The organism is Anaerococcus sp. AH8042_DFU013_CI05, from assembly GCF_047936775.1.
Lineage (GTDB): Bacteria > Bacillota > Clostridia > Tissierellales > Peptoniphilaceae > Anaerococcus.
Map to the genome: position 1 here is coordinate 1,207,144 of NZ_CP175954.1, position 15,111 is coordinate 1,222,254.

A 15,111-nucleotide genomic window follows, 5' to 3' on the forward strand; every position below is an offset into this window, starting at 1 on the left:
GTACTTTCCCCTAGGGGAAAATCTATTTTTTAAGCAGCATTCCTTCTTCTATATTCTACCGGTGATAAGTATCCTAATTTCTCTTTTATTCTTTCTTCATTATAGTATTCGATATACATTTCTATGGATTGTTTTAGTTGTTCATAGGATTTGTAAGTTTGACCATAATACATTTCTTGTTTTAGTATTCCAAAGAAGTTTTCCATTGGAGCATTATCTAAGCAATTACCTTTCCTTGACATACTTTGAGTTATTCCATATTCTTTAAGTCTTTTTGTGTACTGATTTATCTGGTATCCCCATCCTTGATCTGAATGAATTATTCTTCTTTCTTTGCAGTCACTTGTTATGTTGATGGCTTCTTCTAGTGGGGTTAAGATTGCTTTTATTGTTGGCCTTTTACTTATGGAATATGATATTATCTCACTATTATACATATCTAGAAATGCATTTAAGTACAGTTTACCTATTCTAGTATTACCTTTATCATCAGTGGCGTAATATTTAAATTCTGATGTATCTGTTGTTATCTTTTGATGAGCTAGGTCTGATTTAAAATTACGATTTATTAGGTTGTCTGATAACTTTCCTATATGCCCTTTGTATGATGAATACTTAGATTTTCTTCCAAAGCTTGTAACTTGTAGTTTTAGTTTTTGGACTAATCTTTGTACTTTCTTTTTGTTTATTAGTATTCCTTGATTTCTTAAATGTCCATATATTCTACGATATCCATAGTTTTTATGATTAGCTCTAATATTTAATATTTTTTCTTCTAAATCAGCATCTTTGTTAGTTCTACCGAATCTTTTTTGCCAATACATATATGTTGATTTTGGAAAGTTTAATTTATTTAGTAAATCTTTCAATTTGTATGTTTCTCTAAGTTCGTGTATTATCCTAGCTATTTCTTCTTTTTGAGTTTGTCCCTTTGTCTGAATTCCCTCTTTTTTTTTAAGAAATCTACTTCCATTTGTAGCCAATATACTTGATCTTCAAGTTCTTTGATTCTATCTTTTTCTTCTTGAGTATATTGTTTATCTGTTGATTTACTAACCTTTTTATCTTCTTTAGTCATACTTGAAGGCCTTCCTCGTTTTTTAGCTTCCAGTCCCTTAATCCCATATTTTCTATATTTGCCAACCCATGTACATATCATAGATGGATTTGATATATTTAAATTATTGGCTAGGTCTAGATAGGACATTTCACTTGTTAAATACAACTTTACTACTTTTAATTTATATTCTGTAGAGTAATCCTTCTTATTTCTAGATCTTTTTAATCCTTCATAACCTAGTGTTTGATATGCGTTCACCCATACTCTTAGTTGATATTTATCAGGAATATTGAATGATTTAGCTAAAGATTCATAACTTTCGTCACCTTCTAAATATCTTTTAACTAGTTTATATTTGAATTCTGTTCTATATTTTGCCATAAAAAACTGACCTCCTTAAGTTGATTAGGTCCAACTTTAAGGGGTCAGTTCACAGGGGGAGATTTTTTAAGCTAATAATTATTACGAGTGTTGTTAGTTTCATCCGTCTTAAAGGCAAATACTAAAAATACAATACCTACAATTGCACTGATAATTGTAAAAGGTATCTCATTTCTTGTGTAAGAAAGAATTGCAACAACAATCCATATTAATCCTATGATAATTCTTAAAACTTTTCTATTCATTATTTTCTCCTTAAATCATTACAAAGACTATAAAAGCCAAGACAAAAACAACTGCACCCAATATATATTTTCTAGGCGACTTCCAGACCGCCATTGTGGTTTTTTTGCCTACTATCGGATATTTATTTTCCATAAAATATGCCACAAGTGTATCAAAAATAGTAAAAGCAATCAGGCTTATGACAAGTTTTGCTGACAATTGACCTAGATTTGCTAATAAAATTATTAAATGAACCAAGGCAAAGTATATAAATAAGATTTTTATATAATCCTTATCCAAGGATTTATTTGACTTTGGTAGCATTTTTTTGTATGTAGCAATCCCCTGATCCGTTGAAAAAATCGTAAGCAAAGGGGTATTTACCGTTGCGATTGCTAGGGCAAGTGGGATTTTAATTGCTCCTGGCATCATTAGCGAAACAAATATTATCATTAAAATAATACCCACCGTGTTTATCAAATATACATTCTCAGCTAGGATAAATTTTAAGAAATAATTAGAAAGCTTAAATTTCCTACTAGATCCCATCTCTTGTTGGGAAAATATAGCCTGATTTAAATAAATTTTACTAAGTATTATCACTAATATAAAAATAGCCAGTATTGATATTAAAGTTTTAATTCCTATACTTAAATTAGTTTTATAAAATAAAAACAAAATCAAGGCTATTGAGGCAAGCAAAAGCAAACATACAATTAATTTCTTATCCCCTCTAATATTGCTACTACTAGGTAAGGATCCAAGCATACAAATAATTGGCAGCATAAGTAAAATTATGGGATAAAATTCGGCTGGTGCCTTTAAAACATAAGCTATAACTGCAAGTGGCAAAAATTTTCTAATTATCGAATCTATTATTAAACTTAGTACAAATGAAAGATTAACATCTTTGCGTTTTACTGGCAACTGATAATACATCAAGGTATTTTCAGTGCTGGTATAGGTTTTTGCAAAATAAAATATAGTGGTAAACAGGGCAAGACATACAAAAAGTACTAATCTTAAGTCAAAATTAATACTTAGTAGATTTGGGTCTTTGTTGATTAAAAAATCCATCCCTGTATATATTAAAACAAAGCCTACAAAATATTTTAAGATTGTTCTTCTATCGAGCATATCCTTTAAAAAAACTTTTGTCATAGCCTACTCCTTAAAAGTTTGTAGAATTTTTTCAGATGTTAGATCACTATCAACGGTAGTTTTTTCTGACAATTTGCCGTGATCTAACAAAACATATGTATCGCAAGATTCTGTAATGGATTCTAAAATATGACTCGCCATAAAAATTGACCCGTATTTTTTGTATTCATGCATAATTCTATAAAGAAAAACTGATCCTTCAAAATCTAGGCCATCCACTGGCTCATCTAAGATTACCAAAGGCAGTTTTAGGCCTAGGGCTGCAATTATAAAAAATTTCTTTTTATTACCCATGGAAAGTTCTTTTACAGGTTTATTTATGTACTGGGTAAAATTAAAATTTTCTATCATATAATTTTGATATTCTTTATCAATTTCCCTATTGTAAACCTTATGCAAAAATTCATTGTACTCATGAAAAGTCCAATATTTAAAACTATTGTCTTCAGAAAAAACTGCAATTCGATTTAGTTTAAAATCTTCATTTGAAAAATCAATGTTATTTCCACGGAAATTTATTCTATTTGCATCAAATTTAGGATGGATGTCGGTAATAGTTTTTATCAAAGTAGTTTTTCCAGAACCATTGCTACCAACAAGGGCAACTATTTCATTTTCTTCGATAGAAAAACTACAGCCATCTAAAATATTTTTATCAGTTTCATACCAAGATTCTAAGTTATTCACTTCCAATAATTTATTAGCCATATCAAGTCTCCTTTTGTTCTTTTTTTACCCCGATTTTTCAAAATAAATTGTTTTTGACAAAATATTTTTATATAATTAAGGCAAAATAATACAAATTCTATGAAAGGAGTTTTTATGCAAATTCGTGTTTTAAATGAAACTGATATAAAAAAAGTAATGGATATGAAGGCTGCTATTGAAGCTACAAAAGATGCTTTAAAAGCTTATTCAAATGGCGGGGCTGATATACCCCTACGTGCAAATTTAGATGTTGCTGATCACAATGGCCAATCTTTATATATGTATGGCTATGTGCCAAGTGAAAATGCCTTGGGTGTTAAAATAGTTTCAGTTTATCCAGATAATATCGCCAAAAATCTAACTTCTGTTCCGGCAACTATGGTTACCCTAAATAACGAAACAGGAGAGGTAAATTCTCTAATAGATGGAACCTATCTAACTCGTTTACGTACCGGAGCCATAGCGGGAGCAGCTACTGATGAGCTAGCAAATAAAGATAGCAAAATATTTGCTCTTTTTGGAACAGGCGGACAAGCGGAAACTCAGCTAGAAGCAATACTAAACGTACGTGATATAAAAGAAGTAAGGGTTTTTGATTTATCAAAAGACCGTGCAGAAGATTTTGCTAAGCACATGAAGGAAAAACTAGAAAATAGTTTTGATTTTGAGATAAAGGCTGTAGATTCTGCTGACCAGGCAATAGAAAATGCAGATATAATTACTACAGTAACTACCGCTAAGGACCCTGTTTTTGATGGCACAAAAGTAAAAAAAGGCTGCCATATAAATGGAGTTGGTTCCTATACTCCTGATATGAGCGAAATCCCAGAATATATTATAAGTCATGCAAATAAAATATACGTGGATACCTTTGATGGTGCAGTAAGTGAATCTGGAGACTTTATAAAGCCAATTAAAAATGGTACTTTTAACGCTGATGAAGATATTACAGGTGAGCTTGGAGAAAAACTTTTAGGAAAAGTTTCTGGCCGTGAAAATACTGATGAAATTACTTTTTTTGAAACAACTGGATCAGCAGTTTTAGACCTAGTTGTTGGACAAAAAATCTTAGAAGAAGCAAGTAATAAAAATATTGGACAAATTATTGAAATGTAAGAAATATAGCCTAGCTTAGCTAGGCTTTTTTAAGTTGACTTAATGTGTATATATGATATAATGCTCATATGAACACATGTTCAAATTTAGTAAGGAGGTAACATGGATGAATCGATAAAAAGTGCGAGACTTGAGGATATAATGGAGCTTTCGGACCTTTTTAAGGTTTTTGCAGATTCTACTAGACTTAGGATCCTCCATAAGCTTTTTAATGGACCTATAAGTGTAGGAGTCATAGCAGAGGCTCTTGATATGAGCCAATCAGCTATTAGCCACCAGCTTAAGTATCTAAAGGATAGCAACTTAGTAAAATCAGAACGAGATGGCAAGTCTATATATTATTCACTTGCCGATGATCATATAAAGACAATTTTTAAGACAGGACTAGAACATATTAATGAATAGGAGAATATAATGAAAGTAAAATACAAAGTAAAAAGCGATGACCTATGCCCAAATTGTGCAGCAAAGATTGAAGAGGCTGTTAAAAAAATAGATGGAGTGAATGATGCTAACCTATCATTCCTAACTTTGAAACTAAAAATGGATTTAGAAGATGGTGCAAATGAAGATCAAATCTTTGATGAAGCTAATAGACTTGCTGATAAGCTTGAGCCAGGGACTGTCTTAGTGAGGTAGGATATGTTTGAGTCTATGACAGATGCTCACAAAAAGGAGCTTAGTAAACTTATAGCTATAGGTATTTTTACTGCTATATTAGCAGTATTAAGGAATACTATAGGTGAAAATATATGGATTGTGGGTGGGTTTTTATTAGCCTACTTGCTATCCGCATGGAATGTTTTGATAAAAGGATTTAAGGGAATCATCCGTGGCCAGGCCATGGATGAGAACTTCCTTTTGTCTATAGCATCAATTGCAGGCTTTCTCTTGGGCCAATATATAGAAGCAATTGCTGTAATACTTTTTTATAATTTTGGTGATTTATTTGAAAATATAGCAAGCCATAAGTCCCGCCAAAACATAGAAGGACTCCTAGACTTAGTGCCTGATGTGGCCAATAAGGTAAACCCAGATGGTTCTACTACAGAAATCGACCTAGATGATGTAGAAGTAGGAGATATCCTCCTGGTTCGTGATGGTGAGAAAATTGGTGTGGATGGTGTCGTTATAGAAGGCCATGGTCTACTTGATACATCCTCTGTTACTGGAGAATCCATGCCAGTAGAAGCCGAAGTAGGGTCTGAGATTATATCTTCATCTCTTCTTACTGAAGGGATTATCAAAATGGAAGCTAAGAAAGAATTTGATGATTCTGTTGCAGCAAAGATTATGGAGATTATAGAGGATTCCGCAGAAAGTAAATCTCAAAGTGAAAAAATGGTAACAAGATTTGCCAGAATCTATACCCCAATTGTTGTAGCTATTGCGCTTATAGTAGCTATCATCCCTCCCCTATTTTTTGGAGGAGATTGGTATGAGTCTATATTCTTGGCAGCTACATTTTTAGTAATATCATGCCCATGTGCCCTAGTACTATCAGTCCCACTAAGCTTTATGTCAGGCCTTGGCCTAGCTAGTGAAAATGGCATCCTTATAAAAGGAAGCCAGTATTTTGAAGGACTAAAGAATGCCAAAGTCCTATTATCCGACAAAACCGGAACCCTCACTACAGGGAATTTCAAAGTAAAAGATATAGAATATTTTACTGACCATGATAGGGAAAAAATCCTCGATTATATATACAATATCGAGCTAATGAGTACCCATCCTATCGCAAAAGGGATAGTAAAAAGTCTAGACCGTGATGAAAAACATGATTTGTTTGAAGAAGTGATCAATGAAAAGGGCCTTGGTGTAAGAGCTACTAGCAAGGATGGCGACCTAATCAAGATAGGTTCTGCTAGATTTATTGGCTATGATGGAGAAGAAAATGACAGGGCAATCTATGTATCTATAGATGACAAGCTTGCTGCAAAAGTAATAATCGAAGATGAAATCAAAGACCAATCATTTGAAACTATAGAAGATCTTCACAACCATTTTGAAAATATAGCTGTAGTATCAGGCGATGGCAAAAAAGCAGTAGAAGAAACAGCCAAAGAACTTGGCCTAGATGACTACTTTGCAGAAGTAATGCCAGACCAGAAGCTAGAAATTATGAAAGGCTACCAAGATAAAGGAATTCCTACAGTCTTTGTAGGAGATGGTATTAACGACGCCCCAGTCCTTACCAATGCAGATGTTGGTATATCAATGGGAGAAACAGCATCTGACCTTGCTATAGAATCATCCGATATACTCGTAGTCAACGGAGAGTTTAGCCAGATGAGCAAGCTAATGAAAATCTCAGACCTTACCAACAGGACAGTAAGGCAAAACGTGATTTTCATAATGGCTGTCAAAATAGGAATCCTAATAGCAGGACTACTAGGATATGCAAGTATGTGGGCAGCAATATTTGGAGATGTTGGAGTTACAATAATAGCAGTCCTATGGGCAATGAGAATTTTAAAAAAGAAAATATGATTTAAAAAGGTCCGCAATATGCGGGCCTTTTATTTATTAGTTTTTAAAAAACAAAGTCTGTCATTCTTAGCAAGAGAGACAAACGAACGCGCCGAAGGATCTCCTAGCTTAGTATTAACTAAAATAATAAAAATGACTAACAAACTGCCGTTTGATGAAATCAAGCCTTTAAAAAAGATTTCTCCATTCCGCTACGCTCCAGTCGAAATGACAATAAGGTAATAGTAATTTATTAAGATACCAATCGTTCAAGCTCAATAATTCTAAATCAAGTAAAAAGACCTGCGTCTATATTAACTCATTGTCATCTCGAGCGCAGCTGAGACATCTATCTTAAATAGAACATCCCCAATCGCAGCCATTACACAAACCACAAAAGCCAACTAAAAATTCAACCCACGAACTGTCATCCTGAGCAAGTAAGCATAGCGAACGTGTCGAAGGATCTCATAAATTAATATTAACTCCAGTTAGAAATTAGCAGTATCACAATCCTCTTCGGCTCAAAGTCTATGCCTTTGCGCAGGGTAACATTAATATTTTTAGATTTTTATTTAAATTCTATTTTTTATCTTTAAAGAGCCAACTGATTAAATACCTCATCCTCATACTTATTCCAAATTATAAATCCTTGGGTCTTATCTTCTGCCATATCTTCTTTTTTATAATTATTATCAAGCCTACTATCTTCATTAGGCAGTAAAGAAGCTGGTGTACCTGGGATATATAAATAGTAATCCGCATCAGGTTTTATACCCAGAGCAAAATCTACATTAAAATAGATATCATCATAGCGACCATAATCTGAAGTGATTTCAAAATCATTAAGATGCATCTTATAAACATTATCATTTATCTGGTCAACTATAGTAAATTTTCCCTTAAAGTCAGATGTATGGATTTCCTCTGCCCTATACCAGTTCCAAGCATATTCACTAAAGCCTGCATCAAATCCATCATTTTCTATCTTACCAAGATATGATCCAGTGAAGTTTCCATCCTCAGTAAATTCTAGATCTGTCCAGCCAGTATCTTCACCATAATTTCTTATAAGCTGTTGGCCATTTAGCTTTTCAAAAAGGAATTTTTGTAACTCTTCTAAACTCGGTCCTTTGCCTTCTTTCTCTTCTAAATTTACTACATCTGGAGTTTCTTTCTTTTCTCCTTCACAGCTAGTTAATAAAAATATAGATATAAATATCAAAATCATTTTATTTCTATAAATTTTTAATCTTCCCATCAATTTTCAATTTCCTTTTGTGTTAAATTTTTCTTTAAATCTTCATGCCAAAATCGCATATAAATCTTCTTTATATATCTTAAAATGTATTATACTACATTTAAAATATTGATTTTATAATATTTCTTTCATAAAAATATAAAATATCCTTGCAATTTTTATAACTATGTCCTATAATGTAGGTGAAGCTAGGGGTGCTTCATAGCTGAGAGACTTTGGTCAACCCTTAAAACTTGATGCGGCTAATACCGACGAAAGAAAGCTAACTATTAAGCTAAGTTTTAAGACTCTCTCAGTAGAGTCTTTTTTATTTTATAAATTTTTAAGTCTCTTAGACAATTAAATATTTTTTAAAGTTGAGAGTGCACTAAGCGCGAAGGGGCATACCACCACGGGTATGGTATTTCCTTCGCGCTTTTTTGATGAGGAGGTGAAAAATGATAAGAGTAAACTCTAAAAGCTTTGATTTTCTAGAAAATGAAAGTCTATATGATTTGCTAGAGCGTGCTAACTTTAACCCAGACTTTGTAGCTGTAGAAGTTGACGAAAAGTTAGTAAAAAGAGAAAACTTTAAAGACTTTCTTTTACAAGATAAAGCAAAAGTCGAGGTATTTTCATTTGTTGGAGGAGGTTAAAATGGATGATATTAGAGAAAAAGTTTTAAAAAGACAAGATCCAAAAGTAAACGAAAAGCTAAAAAATGCTAAGGTTTCTGTTCTAGGATGTGGTGGTTTAGGGTCAAATATTGCTATGACCCTAGCCCGCGCTGGTGTGGGCGAGCTTTACCTTTATGATTTTGATACTATAGAATATTCTAATCTAAATCGTCAAAATTTTACCATTGATGAGCTAGGAGGAGATAAGGCTCTTTTAACTAAAAAGAAAATTAAGTCCACTCTTCCCTATGTAAAGTGCCACAACCAAAATATCTATCTAACAAATGAAAATATGAACACTATAGTTGATAATACAGATATATTTATAGAAGCCTTTGATAATAAGAAATCAAAAACTATGCTATTTGACTACTTTGTAGGCAGAAAAGATAAATATCTTATCACAGGTACAGGGTTATCGGGTCTAGGTGAGCTTAGCGATATAAAAATAAAGCAAATAGATAATGTTACTTTGATAGGTGATTTTACTTCAAATCCAGATCAAGGATTATACCTTGCCTATGTAGGAATCATAGCAAATCTTGAGGCCTTAACAGCTATAAAAATTCTAACAGGAGATTATAATGGAAAATAAAGACTACTTAGAGCTTGGTGGTAAGAAATTTACATCAAGATTTATACTAGGAAGCGGGAAATATTCCCCAGAACTAATCGATGCTGCCATAAAAAGTGCAGAAGCTCAAATGATAACAGTAGCATTAAGAAGAGCAAACACAAAAGAAGTGGCAAATATATTAAATTACATACCAAAAGATGTTACAATCATTCCAAATACATCAGGAGCGCGTAATGCAGACGAAGCTATCAGAATTGCAAGACTTGCCCGCGAAATGGGTTGTGGTGATTTTGTAAAAATTGAAATCATGAGAGATAGTAAATATTTACTGCCAGATAATGAAGAAACATTAAAAGCTACTGAAATTTTAGCAAAAGAAGGATTTGTAGTATTACCATATATGTATCCAGACTTAAACTATGCTCGTGACCTAAGGGATGCCGGTGCAGCATCAATAATGCCACTTGCTAGTCCTATCGGATCAAATAAGGGACTTGCTACAAAAGATTTTATAAAAATAATTATAGATGAAATCGACCTACCAATTATTGTTGATGCTGGAATAGGTACTCCATCACAAGCAGCCGAAGCAATGGAAATGGGAGCTGCTGCAATTATGGCAAATACTGGTATAGCAAGTGCTGGAGATATAACAATGATGGCAGAAGCCTTTAAATTAGGCATACAAGGCGGTAGACTTGCATATCTTTCAAAACCAGGACGTGTACTAGACTCTGGAGCAGATCCATCAAGTCCATTAAGGGATTTTTTTGATTAATATGAATATAAAAAATGTAGAAGAATATTTTCCAGGAATGGATATAATCGATTCAGATATAAAGGAAGAAATCGATACTATATATGAAGAAGTTAAAAATTTTAAAGTTACAAATGCTGATATAAAGTCATCTTTAGACAAAGATAACCTATCCTACCAAGATTTCTATAATATATTAAACGACAAAGACGGTATATTTTTAGAAACTATGGGAGAAAAGGCACTTCAAAAAAGAATGAGATACTTTGGTAACAATGTAACCCTCTTCTCCCCTCTTTATATAGCAAACTACTGCGAAAACTCTTGCAAATATTGTGGTTTTAGGGCCCAAAGTGATATAAAAAGAGCTAAACTCGACTTTGATGAAATAGAAGCAGAAATGGCAGCCCTTGCTGCAACAGGTATAGAAGATGTGCTAATCCTTACTGGAGAAAGCACAAAATTTTCATCAATCGATTATATAGCAAAGGCTTGTGAAATAGCAAAAAAATATTTTAAAGTAATAGGTATAGAAATATATCCTACAAATGTAAGTGATTATGAAAAATTGAGAGAAGCTGGAGCAGACTTTGTAACAGTTTTTCAAGAATCATACAATAAAGAAACATACGATTTTTACCACCCAGCAGGACATAAAAGATCATTTAATTATAGAATAGATACTCAAGAAAGAGCAATGATGGGAGGCATGCGAGGAGTAGGTTTCGGAACCTTATTTGGACTAGGAGATCCAATAGAAGAAGCTTTTAAACTAGGAATCCACGCAAGCCTAGTTCAAAAAAAATATCCAGAAGCAGAAATAGCCATATCCCTGCCTAGAATAAGACCAACCCATGGTGCAGATGAAAGTTTAATCTTTAAAAATCTAGTAGAAGATAGGGAATTTTTCCAAATCATGCTAGCAATCAGGATATTTTTACCATACGCATCCATCACCCTATCCACTAGAGAATCAAGAGACTTTAGAAATCTAGCAGTAAAATACGCAGCAACAAAAGTCTCAGCATCAGTAGACACATCCATAGGCCATAGATCAAAAAACAACCAACACAGCGGCGGTAGTCAATTTGAAATAGATGATATCAGAACAACAAATGATGTAGTAGAAGATTTAGAATCTATAGGCATGACTCCTGTGTTTACTGATTATATAAATATATAAAATTTTCCCACATCCTTTTGGTGTGGGAATTTTTATATATTTTTATATTCTAGTTTTTATATTTAAGACTTGATTATCCAACTCATACACCTTATCAAAAACTTGGTCTATAAATTCCCTATCGTGAGAAACTGTAATTAATACTCCTTTGTAATTTTTAAGAGCTGATATTATCTCAGGTTTAGATAGTGGGGATAGGTTTCGGGTTGGTTCATCTAGGATTAAAACTTCTGCCTTATCCAGATTCATCTTTGCAAAAAATAGTTTTGCCTTTTGTCCTCCTGATAAATCAGCTATATTTCTAAACATCTCTTCTCTTTTAAAGTTTAGACTTCCTAAAAGATTGGAAGCTTTGGTTTGGTCATCTTTCGCAAAAGAATCAGCTAAATATTCTATAGCATTTATATCACCTTTTTCAAAATCAGAGTAAGATTGGGGCATATAGCCTATTTTTAGGTTTAATTCTTGACATTCACTTTTTATCTTTTTTAATAAAGTGCTTTTTCCTGCACCATTTTTACCTACTATACATATTTTCTCAGGACCAATTACCTTAAGCTCTATATTTTTAGCTAATATTTTATCGCCAGCTTTTAATTCACCGAGTTTAAAATCTAATATTTGCTTACCATTAGCCACTTTTATATCATCATCAAAAAATATATCAATCGCTTCTTCATAATCAGGATTTTCTGTAAGATTTGCTTCTTCTTTTTCCAGACGCCTTCCTATAGATTTTACCGTGTGCATTTTTTCTTTAAGCAACCTACCTTCCACATCGTTTTTTGTAGATCTTAGGCTATGCTCAACAGAATCATGAACTTTCTTGTATCTGTCTAATTTTTTATCAAACTCTTCCCTATCTTTATTAGCTTTATTTATCTCCGTATCTATAAAATTTTCTCTTTTTTTGACATAATCCTCATAGGAATTATTAGAAATAGTGTGTTTTGCTTCAGTTCTTCTTTTTATCTGCTCCAGATGTATTATCCTATTAGCTACATTTGAAAGTAATTTTCTATCGTGAGATACAAATATTAAAGGAATATCCAATTTCTTCATAAAATTTTCAAGCCAGATTAAGGAATCATAATCAAGGTCATTACTAGGTTCATCAAAGAGAAATATAGTGGGATTTTTTAAAATTTCTATAAGGAGCATAAACTTTATTTTTTCTCCACCAGATAGATTTTTCATTTTTATGTTATCTGATAAGATATCCTCCGGTAAGTCAAACTCACTTATATACTTATACAAGTTATTATAGTCTAGTAAATTTAAATCAACTCTTTCATAAAAATACTCATTAGTAGTATAGTTATAATATTTTTCTTCTAAAGATTGGGGTAAATAAGCGATTATATCATTATTCTTATAAATATCACCGCTTACATCACAGTAACTCTCAATCTCTTTTCTATTTACAATGGCCTTCAAAAGTAAAGACTTGCCATTGCCTTCCTCACCTATTAGCCCCACCTTGTCTCCATCATTTAAAACAAAGTCAAAATCTTTTAAAACAATTCTATCATCATCTCTTAAATTAATAGTTAAATCTTTCATAGTAAGCATATATCCTCCTTAAGGATGTATGCCATATCAAAAATAAAATATAAAAAAGGCCTACTCACAAAAGTGAATAGACCTCTCCTAAGATAAACATACAGATCTTATTCACAATATGGCATACTAAAACAGCCTAAATAGGCTAAAAAGTAGTATCAAAATTTCCATATTGCTTATAAAATCAATGTAAATTTACCTCCGTTTCAATCGTTATTTTGTATTATACCATTAATTCGTAGAATTAAAAGAATTTATTTATCAGAAATCTCAAAATTAAATTTCAAATAAAAAATAACTCCAAAACTTATCCTTCAAAAATAAAAAACTTAATACAATTTAACTTTTAGTATTAAATTTTAATAATTTTATTTATAACCCTGATACCTAGTTTTTAATTCTTTAATTTTTTCAAGACTATCCAAAGATTCTTTGCCCCTTAATTCTGTAACTTTTACAATCATCGCATCAACTAAGGCAATTGGGCTTGTTAATGAATGATATTCGTTTCTTTGTCCCCTGTAGGCAAAAAGGTTGATATCTCCTGAGTCTGCCTCATCATGATATAGCCTGCTTGTAAATAGGATTACCTTATATTTAGCTTCTTTTTTATAATCTAATATAATTTTAGATTCTGTTGATGATTTTGAGAAAGAAAACACTATTACGATATCATCTTTATTTATTTTTGATAAGTACTCTACTAGCTCTGTTCCACCTGAAGGCAATATTTCAACATCTATTCCAATTCGATTGAGTCTTGTATAAATCAATGATGCTATTGATTTACTAGCATGCTTTGCATAGACATATATTTTGCTTTGTCTGGCAATCAATTCACATGCATTTTGAAACTCGTTTTTATCAATATGATCTAGGGTTTTGTTTATATTTTCAATTTGTCTTTTTAAATATGAATCCAATTGTAAATCTTCAGATGTATCTAATGTTGTTTTCACCTTTTCGGCGGCCATGAAGTTTGATTTGTCTAAAATTAAGCTTTTAAAACTTTTGAAATCATCTGCGCCAATCTTTCTAACAAATCTCGAAATTGTAGCCTCAGAAACACCTAGCTTTTGGGCTAGTTCCATTATGGACATAAATAGAAACTCATCGTGATTTGTTTCAATAAATTCTAATATTTTAATTTCTGATTTAGTCAACTTTAAGTCATCTGATTGATTTATTATTTTCATATAAGATCCTATTTGCTAGCCATAAGTATTTCTAAGTAGTCTCCACCTAGAGCATTGATTTTTTTTAAAGCTTTCTTTAGAAGTGTGGCTGATTTTACTTTCTCTTCTATTGTATCAGAAATTATGATTTGATATCTATTATTTTTAATTTCTTCTTTTAAAGCTGAAAAAGTATTTATATCATTTTCAAATTGATTATAGACACTTGCGTATTGTAAAGCCTGATGAGTATCAGATCCAGCTAATATTGGTTTTGATATACTAGATGCGAATTCTTTTATAATTTCTATATTTTTTTCACCTTGAAGAGCAGTGTCTTTCCCATTTAGGTCTATGAAATCAAAATTTACTAGTTGTTCTTTACTTAATTTTGGTATGGCCCCATTTGATCTAAATGGATGAGCCGCGCCTATCATTACATCATAATCATCTAGGAGGTTCATCAAATTATCGAAGTTAAGAAATGTTGTTTTTTCCTTATTTTTTTCTAATTTACGATTTATTTCCATAATATCTGCAAACTTTCCCAATACAAGTATATGTGCTCTTTCCAGTATATCTACTTCCATGCCTGGGAAAATCTTTAGTCCATTAAAAATAAGGCAGTCTCCGTCTTTTTCAGAATTCTCGTATACAAAGTTATAGAATTCTTCAAAAGAGGTGGTATTAAAATGCTCTGTCAAACAAATTGCATCTAAAGCTGTATTTTTACATTCTTCAAACATCCAAATAGGATATTTTTCATCAAAAGGGAAGCCTTTTGCAAGCTTACCATGAGTATGAAAATCAATATTCATA

General features: G+C 32.1%; 16 protein-coding genes and 1 riboswitch. Of the genes, 8 read left to right on the forward strand and 8 right to left on the reverse strand.

The annotated features are described in order from the left end of the window. Nucleotides 1-29 precede the first annotated feature (29 nt). From ACKRLN_RS06210 to ACKRLN_RS06225, 4 genes are all read right to left on the reverse strand, one after another. Nucleotides 30-1,441, reverse strand: a protein-coding gene (locus tag ACKRLN_RS06210; RefSeq protein ID WP_416334623.1) for an IS3 family transposase whose coding sequence is annotated in 2 segments (ribosomal slippage) — nucleotides 30-932 and nucleotides 935-1,441 — 1,410 coding nt in all. Because the reading frame shifts where the segments join, the coding sequence is not laid out codon by codon here. 71 nt (nucleotides 1,442-1,512) lie between these two features. Then, entirely contained in the window at nucleotides 1,513-1,686 is a 174-nt protein-coding gene (locus ACKRLN_RS06215) for a hypothetical protein (protein ID WP_203126279.1), read from the reverse strand. Nucleotides 1,687-1,696: 10 nt separating this feature from the next. Next, nucleotides 1,697-2,827 carry a hypothetical protein gene (locus ACKRLN_RS06220; protein WP_416334624.1) on the reverse strand — a complete coding sequence of 377 codons (1,131 nt, stop codon included), beginning with the start codon at nucleotides 2,825-2,827 and terminating at the stop codon, nucleotides 1,697-1,699. Between the two features lie 3 nt (nucleotides 2,828-2,830). Then, nucleotides 2,831-3,535, reverse strand: coding sequence for an ATP-binding cassette domain-containing protein (locus ACKRLN_RS06225; protein WP_416334625.1), 705 nt, complete (start codon nucleotides 3,533-3,535; stop codon nucleotides 2,831-2,833). A gap of 99 nt (nucleotides 3,536-3,634) precedes the next feature. Here ACKRLN_RS06225 and ACKRLN_RS06230 point away from each other — a divergent pair, with 99 nt between their 5' ends. The 4 genes from ACKRLN_RS06230 to ACKRLN_RS06245 all read left to right on the forward strand — a co-directional run bounded on the left by ACKRLN_RS06230 (nucleotide 3,635) and on the right by ACKRLN_RS06245 (nucleotide 7,141). Beyond that, nucleotides 3,635-4,651 carry an ornithine cyclodeaminase family protein gene (locus ACKRLN_RS06230; RefSeq protein ID WP_416334626.1) on the forward strand — a complete coding sequence of 339 codons (1,017 nt, stop codon included), beginning with the start codon at nucleotides 3,635-3,637 and terminating at the stop codon, nucleotides 4,649-4,651. 102 nt (nucleotides 4,652-4,753) lie between these two features. After that, a complete protein-coding gene (locus ACKRLN_RS06235) occupies nucleotides 4,754-5,056 on the forward strand; it encodes an ArsR/SmtB family transcription factor (protein ID WP_416334627.1) in 303 nt (100 codons plus the stop codon). A gap of 9 nt (nucleotides 5,057-5,065) precedes the next feature. Then, nucleotides 5,066-5,290: a cation transporter gene (locus ACKRLN_RS06240; RefSeq protein WP_416334628.1), complete on the forward strand. Its 225-nt coding sequence runs from the start codon at nucleotides 5,066-5,068 to the stop codon at nucleotides 5,288-5,290. Between the two features lie 3 nt (nucleotides 5,291-5,293). Then, nucleotides 5,294-7,141: a heavy metal translocating P-type ATPase gene (locus tag ACKRLN_RS06245; RefSeq protein WP_416334629.1), complete on the forward strand. Its 1,848-nt coding sequence runs from the start codon at nucleotides 5,294-5,296 to the stop codon at nucleotides 7,139-7,141. Between the two features lie 574 nt (nucleotides 7,142-7,715). Here the strand turns inward: ACKRLN_RS06245 and ACKRLN_RS06250 are convergent. Next, nucleotides 7,716-8,381 (reverse strand): hypothetical protein, encoded by a 666-nt coding sequence (locus tag ACKRLN_RS06250; RefSeq protein WP_416334630.1) that lies wholly within the window; start codon nucleotides 8,379-8,381, stop codon nucleotides 7,716-7,718. A 180-nt stretch (nucleotides 8,382-8,561) separates the two neighbouring features. Continuing rightward, a riboswitch (TPP riboswitch) is annotated at nucleotides 8,562-8,658 on the forward strand. 160 nt (nucleotides 8,659-8,818) lie between these two features. On the opposite strand from ACKRLN_RS06250, the gene thiS reads away from it, so the two are divergent. The 4 genes from thiS to thiH are packed head-to-tail and all read left to right on the forward strand — an operon-like array spanning nucleotide 8,819 to nucleotide 11,554. Then, entirely contained in the window at nucleotides 8,819-9,016 is a 198-nt protein-coding gene (gene thiS / locus ACKRLN_RS06255; RefSeq protein ID WP_416334631.1) for a sulfur carrier protein ThiS, read from the forward strand. 1 nt (nucleotide 9,017) lies between these two features. Continuing rightward, nucleotides 9,018-9,632 (forward strand): sulfur carrier protein ThiS adenylyltransferase ThiF, encoded by a 615-nt coding sequence (thiF, locus tag ACKRLN_RS06260; protein ID WP_416334632.1) that lies wholly within the window; start codon nucleotides 9,018-9,020, stop codon nucleotides 9,630-9,632. Continuing rightward, nucleotides 9,622-10,392 (forward strand): thiazole synthase, encoded by a 771-nt coding sequence (locus ACKRLN_RS06265; RefSeq protein WP_416334633.1) that lies wholly within the window; start codon nucleotides 9,622-9,624, stop codon nucleotides 10,390-10,392. Before thiF ends, ACKRLN_RS06265 begins: the two co-directional genes overlap by 11 nt. A gap of 1 nt (nucleotide 10,393) precedes the next feature. Further along, entirely contained in the window at nucleotides 10,394-11,554 is a 1,161-nt protein-coding gene (gene thiH, locus ACKRLN_RS06270) for a 2-iminoacetate synthase ThiH (protein WP_416334634.1), read from the forward strand. Between the two features lie 42 nt (nucleotides 11,555-11,596). On the opposite strand, the gene ACKRLN_RS06275 is transcribed toward thiH, so the two are convergent. From ACKRLN_RS06275 to ACKRLN_RS06285, 3 genes are all read right to left on the reverse strand, one after another. Beyond that, the gene (locus ACKRLN_RS06275; RefSeq protein WP_416334635.1) at nucleotides 11,597-13,117 is read right to left on the reverse strand and encodes an ATP-binding cassette domain-containing protein; all 1,521 of its coding nucleotides are present in this window, start codon (nucleotides 13,115-13,117) and stop codon (nucleotides 11,597-11,599) included. 368 nt (nucleotides 13,118-13,485) lie between these two features. After that, a complete protein-coding gene (locus tag ACKRLN_RS06280) occupies nucleotides 13,486-14,313 on the reverse strand; it encodes a MurR/RpiR family transcriptional regulator (RefSeq protein WP_296140508.1) in 828 nt (275 codons plus the stop codon). Between the two features lie 8 nt (nucleotides 14,314-14,321). Then, nucleotides 14,322-15,110, reverse strand: a complete 789-nt coding sequence (locus tag ACKRLN_RS06285) for a PHP domain-containing protein (protein WP_296140510.1) — start codon at nucleotides 15,108-15,110, stop codon at nucleotides 14,322-14,324. Nucleotide 15,111 lies beyond the last annotated feature (1 nt).